Origin of the sequence: Thermogemmatispora sp., assembly GCF_019683635.1 — a bacterium.
GTDB lineage: Bacteria > Chloroflexota > Ktedonobacteria > Ktedonobacterales > Ktedonobacteraceae > Thermogemmatispora.
The window spans coordinates 1-5,646 of the sequence record NZ_JADGIA010000271.1 but is presented as its reverse complement, the minus strand read 5'-3'; the positions used below and the strand labels follow the sequence as shown (position 1 = coordinate 5,646).

Annotated in this window: 3 protein-coding genes; 1 reads left to right on the top strand and 2 read right to left on the bottom strand. The window is 61.3% G+C overall.

The annotated features are described in order from the left end of the window. Window positions 1–583: 583 nt before the first annotated feature. Window positions 584–1,546 carry a TIGR03560 family F420-dependent LLM class oxidoreductase gene (locus IRZ31_RS19765; RefSeq protein WP_297156972.1) on the top strand — a complete coding sequence of 321 codons (963 nt, stop codon included), beginning with the start codon at window positions 584–586 and terminating at the stop codon, window positions 1,544–1,546. A 150-nt stretch (window positions 1,547–1,696) separates the two neighbouring features. Here IRZ31_RS19765 and ppc read toward each other — a convergent pair whose 3' ends face one another. Both ppc and IRZ31_RS19755 read right to left on the bottom strand, forming a co-directional pair. Then, on the bottom strand, window positions 1,697–4,627 hold the full coding sequence (gene ppc / locus IRZ31_RS19760) for a phosphoenolpyruvate carboxylase (RefSeq protein WP_297156969.1): 2,931 nt from the start codon (window positions 4,625–4,627) through the stop codon (window positions 1,697–1,699). A 591-nt stretch (window positions 4,628–5,218) separates the two neighbouring features. Further along, window positions 5,219–5,646 (bottom strand): carbohydrate binding domain-containing protein (locus tag IRZ31_RS19755; protein ID WP_297156967.1); only part of this gene is annotated, 428 nt, incomplete at its 5' end.

Sequence of the window (5,646 nt, the reverse complement as noted above, 5' to 3'; positions counted from 1 at the left end):
ACGTCATCAGCTCTGCCAGCGCTGCCAGTGTGGGGCCGAAGCCCTCTTTGACCTGCTCGAAGTGCTGAGCAGCACCAGCGTGCCTGCTCGTTGCCGGAGTTGTCCTTGGCACCGCTCTTTCGGGACCCATAACCAGCGACGACGAGGCAGTGGAGGATGGTGCCAGCGAGATGCATCGCTGGCTGGAGGGCCGTCTGGTCATGGGCCTTGCTGACAGAATCGCAAGCTTCGATCTGGATTTGCATCACTTGCTCCAGCATTGTGCCCCGAAAGCTATCAGGAACGTGCATCCTGGCATGAGCTGCTTCCCTCTCCGCTCTTTCCCCTGCGAAATTACTCGTTTCTGTTGCTCAGCTTCGATCTAACAGTTCGCTTCACTTGCCGCATCTATACGTTAATTCTATCATATGCTCAGCAGCGCCGTCAATCCCAGCGAGCGAGCGGGCTGGCGGCGCTATGCCTGCTCTTGTTCCCCTGCTGATCAGTGTGCCATACTGGTAGCAGATAGGGCAGGGTGCTCTCATCGGTGATGTGGGCAGCCCTGCCGAGAGATAGCTCAGTCAGGAGGGAGAAGCGTTTCACAATGGTCGCTATTTCCATTCAGATCGAGGGACAGACGGGCCTGACCTGGCCCCGCTGGCAGCGCCTGGTCGAGGCCATCGAAGGTCTGGGCTACGCGGGCCTCTTCCGCTCCGATCACTTCACAGACCCCGTGCCGCCCGATCGCGAGGCCCTGGAAACCATTGTCTCGCTGGCCTATGCTGCCGACCATACGCGGCGCCTCCATTTTGGCCCACTCGTCTCGCCGATCTCCTTTCACCATCCCGTCATGCTAACGCGCCAGGCTATAGCTCTCGACGACCTGAGTGGGGGACGCTTCATCTTCGGTGTTGGAGCCGGCTGGCAGGAACGCGAACATGCCATGTTTGGTCTGAACCTGGGCGATATGCGTACGCGCATGGCGCGCTTTGCTGAGGCCCTGGAGGTGATCAATCTCCTGCTGCGCTCCGAGCAGCCAGTCACCTTCAACGGCAGCTTCTACCAGCTGCGCGAGGCGCAGCTCCTGCCCCGTCCGCAGCGACCTGGTGGGCCGCCCATCATGATCGGCGGCGGCGGACGCAAACGCACACTGCCCCTGGCGGCGCGCTACGCCGACATCTGGAACGCCGGCTTTCTCTCCCCTGAGCAGTTTCGCGAACTATCCGCCTTTCTTGATCAACTGCTGCAGGAGGCAGGGCGCCCGCCCTCCAGTGTTCAGCGCACGATGATGACCTCGCTCTTCTTCGGGCGCACACGCGAAGATCTCTATCAGCGCCTTGACTGGTGGCGTCACTACGATCCCAGCTACGCCCCCCTCTCCTCGCAGGAGATCCTGGAGCGAGTGCAGGCTCAGAATCGCACCATCGTCGGCACACCCGACATGGCTATTGCCCAGATCAAACGCTACGGCGAAGCCGGCGTTCAAGAGTTGATGCTGCAGTGGTTCTATCTTGATGACATCGAGGGCCTGCGCGACTTCGCCGAGACGGTCCTGCCTTTTGTCTAGCTTGCGGCTGCCCAGCTCCCAGACGACCAGAACAGAACAGAAAAGGATGGGACCAGCGTCACCGGCCCCATCCTTCACTTTACTTTGCTGCGCTTTGCGCTTTGCAAGCCTGGGCCCGCTGAGAGAGAAAGAAAGCGGGCTGGGCTGCCACTAGCCGGTATTCCGCAGGCCAGCGGCAATGCCGTTGATGGTCAACAGCACAGCGTAGGTCAGACGTGCCCGCTCGCGCTCCTGTTCGCCAGCCTCCTGCTGCTCCGCCTTACTCAGATCCAGCGGCCCGCCCAAGGCCCGCAGGCGGCGTAGCAGGACCACTTGAAAGTAGCTCAGCGGGTCCACATAAGGATTGCGCAGACGGATCGAGCGCTGCAGAACCGGCGAGTTATCCAGCAGGGCCTTGCCTCCCACGATACGCAGCAGCCAGCTACACGTGCGCTCATACTCTGCCTCAATTTCGGCAGAGATCCGCTGGCGTAGCTGCTCATCGGCCACCAGCGTCGCATAGTGGCGAGCAATATGCATATCCGCCTTCGAGAGTGTCATCTGTAAATTATCGAGGAAAGCGCGCATGAAGGGCCAGGAGCGGTACATCTCCTGCAGCTCGTGCAGGCCCTGCGGCTCGGCCCGAACGAACTCCTCGATAGCCCCACCGATCCCGTACCAGCTTGGCAGCACATAGCGGCTCTGCATCCAGGAGAAGACCCAGGGAATGGCACGCAGCTCCTCAATATTGCGTCCGCTGGTGCGGCGCGCCGGGCGAGAGCCGATATTGAGCCAGCCGAGTTCGAGGATTGGCGTTGCCTGCTCGAAGAATGACAGAAACTCACGATCCTCGTATATCAGGCGGCGGTAGCGCTGATAGGCGCTCAGCGAGAGCCGATCCATGATCTCGACCCAGCGTGGCGGTTCCTCGCGGCGCTGGTCCTGGGGGAGGCTCGACTCAATGACTCCAGTGACCACCAGCTCCATATTGCGCAGGGCAATCTCGTGCAGCCCGTATTTAAACGAGAGCATCTCACCCTGTTCGGTAATGCGAATGCGCCCGTTGACAGTGCCTGGTGGCTGGCCCAGAACAGCCTCGTAGATAGGGCCGCCGCCGCGTCCGATGGCCCCGCCGCGTCCATGAAAGATCATGATGCCGATCCCATAGCGCTCCCCCAATGCTGCCAGGCGTTGCTGTGCCTGATACAGCTCCCAGCCCGAGGTCAACATCCCGCCATCCTTGCTGCTATCCGAGTAGCCGAGCATAATCTGCTGCTCATTGCCGTGACTGGCCACCCACTGGCGGTAGAGCGGGAAGCGGAAGGCTGTTTCCATGATCGTCGCGCAGCCGCGCAGATCGGCGATTGTCTCGAAGAGCGGCACGATCGGCAGGCCGCTGATGCCGGCCTCCTTGCAGAAAAACTGGACCTCCAGCAAGTCGCTGAGCGTACGCGCCATACTAATGATATAGCAGGTCACCGCCCGTGGACCGAACTCCTCGCGCGCCTGGCGAATGGCCTCGAACGTGCCCAAAACCGTGGCTGTTTCCCTGCTCAGCTGGAGGCCGCGTCGCGGCAAGACCCGCGGATCGCGGAGCAGGCGCTCCAGCAGCTGGACCCGTTCCTCCTCGTTCAACTCCAGATAGTCTCTGGCGGGTGTCCCATCGGAGCCGGTGGCCAGCGTCTCGGCCAGGCCGGTCACGCGCAGCAGCTCTGAAAGCGCCTGGGCATGGCGCTCGCTGTGCTGGCGCACATCGAGCGCAGCGAAATGAAAGCCGAACAGCTCCACCTGGCGAATCAGACGAGCCAGCGCCCCATTGGCCACCTCGTGCTCACCGTCGGCCAGCAGGCTCTCATAGACCAGGTGCAAATCGGCCAGGAGCTCCTCTGCATCGTGGTAGGCCACCGTACGCTGTGGAGCCGAGGCCGACTCAGCCGCTTCCTCCTCCGTGGCTGGTGCCATCGCGGCCAGTGTCGCCCCCAGGCGCTTCCACATGAACGATAGCTTGCGCCGATAAGGCTCCAGGCGCGTCTGTTCACCCAGCTCGCGATCGTAGTCTGGCAGGCGAGCGGCGTCTTCCTCGATCGAGCGACGCAGCTCCTCAGTCACCGTGCTATAGGTAATCGACTGCGAATACTCACGTGCCAGTGCCTCGATTGAGCGGCGATAGTGTGTCAGCAAGCTAGCGCGTTGCAGGCGCAGGGCCTGCAGCAACGTCTCCGGTCCGACATTTGGATTGCCATCCTGGTCGCCGCCGATCCAGGAGCCGATCCGCAAGAAAGGTGGAACGCGTAGATCCAAGTTGGGATACTGCCGTTCAAGCAACTGCTCGAACTCCTCGTAGAGTTCGGGAAGTGCCTCGTAGATAATCTCATCGAGGTAATAGATGCCCATCTTCACCTCATCCACCGGCTGCGGGCGCACGTGGCGGACAGCATCGGTGCGCCAGAGCAAAGCAATGGTACTCTCCAGCTCGCGCTGGCGTGGCCAGGGGCGCTGAGGTCGACCGAGCACGTGGCCGTACTCGCGATCGTAGGCATCCAGCAGATCAGCCACCTGACGCGACTTAATGATCAGCGTACGGCGCGTCGCCTCAGTTGGGTGGGCGGTAAAGACCAGCTCGATCGAGAGGCGTTGCAAGAGGGCCTGCAGGGTCTCGCGGTCGACTCCGTGCTGCTGGAAAAACTGTATGAGGGCAGCCAGCGAGCCACGCTGTGGCGTCGGCTCCGGGCCGCTCTCGTGCTCGCGACGGCGGCGAATGCGGTGGTACTGCTCCGCCGTATTGACCAGATGAAAGTAGATCGTGAAGGCGCGGATCACATCGATGGCCATGCGCAGATCGCAGCTCTCCACGACCCGCATAATGTCGGCATCCAATGCCTTAATCTCACGCTGCAATTGTTCCGCTTCCGCTCCCTCAGCCTGCGCTAGCTGCTCGGCATAATCGCGCAGACGCTTGCAGCTACGGCGGAGGTGTTCCACAGTCTCGAACACCTCACTGCCCCCGTGCTGCTGAATGGCGCGTCCCAGCGCATCGCCGAGCATGCGGATATCGCGGCGCAAGGGAGCATCTTTCTCCTGACGGCGTTCTTGCTCAGACATAGAGATGCATCCTTTTCCAAGCGCTCAGATGCAAAGCCCTGCTCTGCCAGAGTAGCGGCTGGCTCTCTCCCCGGCTGGCTCTTCCTTCGCGACGCCCGGCAGCCCGACCAGCTTTCTGCTGCTCGCCTGCCGGGCCGACGACACTGGCAGAGCTGTCAGCCAGGTGGCAATCCCTAATCCATTCTGATCTAGGATGGAAGTTGCGGGAATCTAAGTGATCAAACGATCAGCGTTGCAGAAGCCCTCGTCAGTGGTGCGGTCAACGGTCCTTGTGGGAGGCTCATCATTGTGCCGTCATTAGCAATTGTAGCACATCACCGTTCGAATAGTCGTGCTTCTCCCATCTCAAGACAGCAAGGCTCGCCGAATGACGTGGGGACCTTGAACTGACCTGGCCTGGCCAGGCCCCTTTGGCCAGCGAGCAGATCACTCTCCAAAAACGACCTGCGGCAGGGAGTTGCTCCTGCCGCAGGTCGAGAAAGATCCGCGCTTCCCTGGGAGCAGGTGCCAGACTGCCTAAGCTGCCCGATGGCCGTCAAGCCTGTTATTGTCGGCTGCCTGCCCCATGCAAACCAGGCATGTCAGCATGAACTAACTCAGCGACACGTCATCGACATAGACCGGGCCCTGGGCATACCAGCCGTGGACATAAATCGTCACGCTGGTTGTCGAGGAGCCAGTGGTAAACGTCACCGACAGCAAGGTATAGCTCGTGCTGCTTGTCCAATTACTGGCTCCGCCGCTGATGCCAAGATAAGCATACGGACCGTTGACATAGGCGCTCAGCGTATACGTATGATTCGGTTGCACGCTGATCGTCTGTGTGCACTGGCCGGTTGTCGAGTTGCTCGGCGTCAGCTGCAAAGCGTAGGAACCGCTGTGGACCGGAGAGGTCACCACGAGGTCACCGGCGTCGCAGTTCCAGGGCGAGAGCGAGCCGCTTTCAAAGCCGGGATTGGCCACCAGGTTCCCCCCGGTTGGGGTTGGCGAAGGCGTCGGGGTTGGGGTCCTTCCAGGGG

Coding starts and splice junctions, on each gene's coding strand:
- IRZ31_RS19765 (WP_297156972.1), top strand. CDS start 584: ATGGTCGCTATTTCCATTCAGATCGAGGGACAGACGGGCCTGACCTGG.
- ppc (WP_297156969.1), bottom strand. CDS start 4,627: ATGTCTGAGCAAGAACGCCGTCAGGAGAAAGATGCTCCCTTGCGCCGC.